This is a genomic window from Zoogloea sp. LCSB751 (genome assembly GCF_002028455.1).
Classification (GTDB): Bacteria; Pseudomonadota; Gammaproteobacteria; order Burkholderiales; family Rhodocyclaceae; genus Zoogloea.
This window is the reverse complement of the sequence record NZ_MWUM01000267.1, coordinates 1-265: the sequence shown is the minus strand read 5'-3', so window position 1 is coordinate 265 and position 265 is coordinate 1. Positions and strand designations below refer to the sequence as shown.

The following is a 265-nucleotide window of genomic DNA, read 5'->3' as shown; positions in this document are numbered from 1 at the left end:
CGTTAAAGCTAGGTACAGTGAATTTGTAGTTTGCTGTAGCGCTGAACTCTTTACCATTGATTTCATGAACTGTCGCTTTTTTAGCCACGCAGTCAATGGTCATCTTCACGCCGGTAATTTGCGCATAACCACCAGAACCAATTTGTAAACTACCCACAGCCCCTAAATAATCAGCAGCCGCCGCACCAGTCATTTCGTTTAAGGTTACCATGTTGCCGAAAGGTTGAACGGTGAGTACATCACGGTAAGTAATGTTACCCGCTTT

Annotated in this window: 1 protein-coding gene; it reads right to left on the bottom strand. The window is 44.5% G+C overall.

Features of this window, described 5'->3' with window-relative positions; all coding sequences use genetic code 11:
- Positions 1 to 265: 5'-nucleotidase C-terminal domain-containing protein (locus B4920_RS26600; protein ID WP_173862715.1), on the bottom strand; the 265-nt coding region annotated here is incomplete at both ends.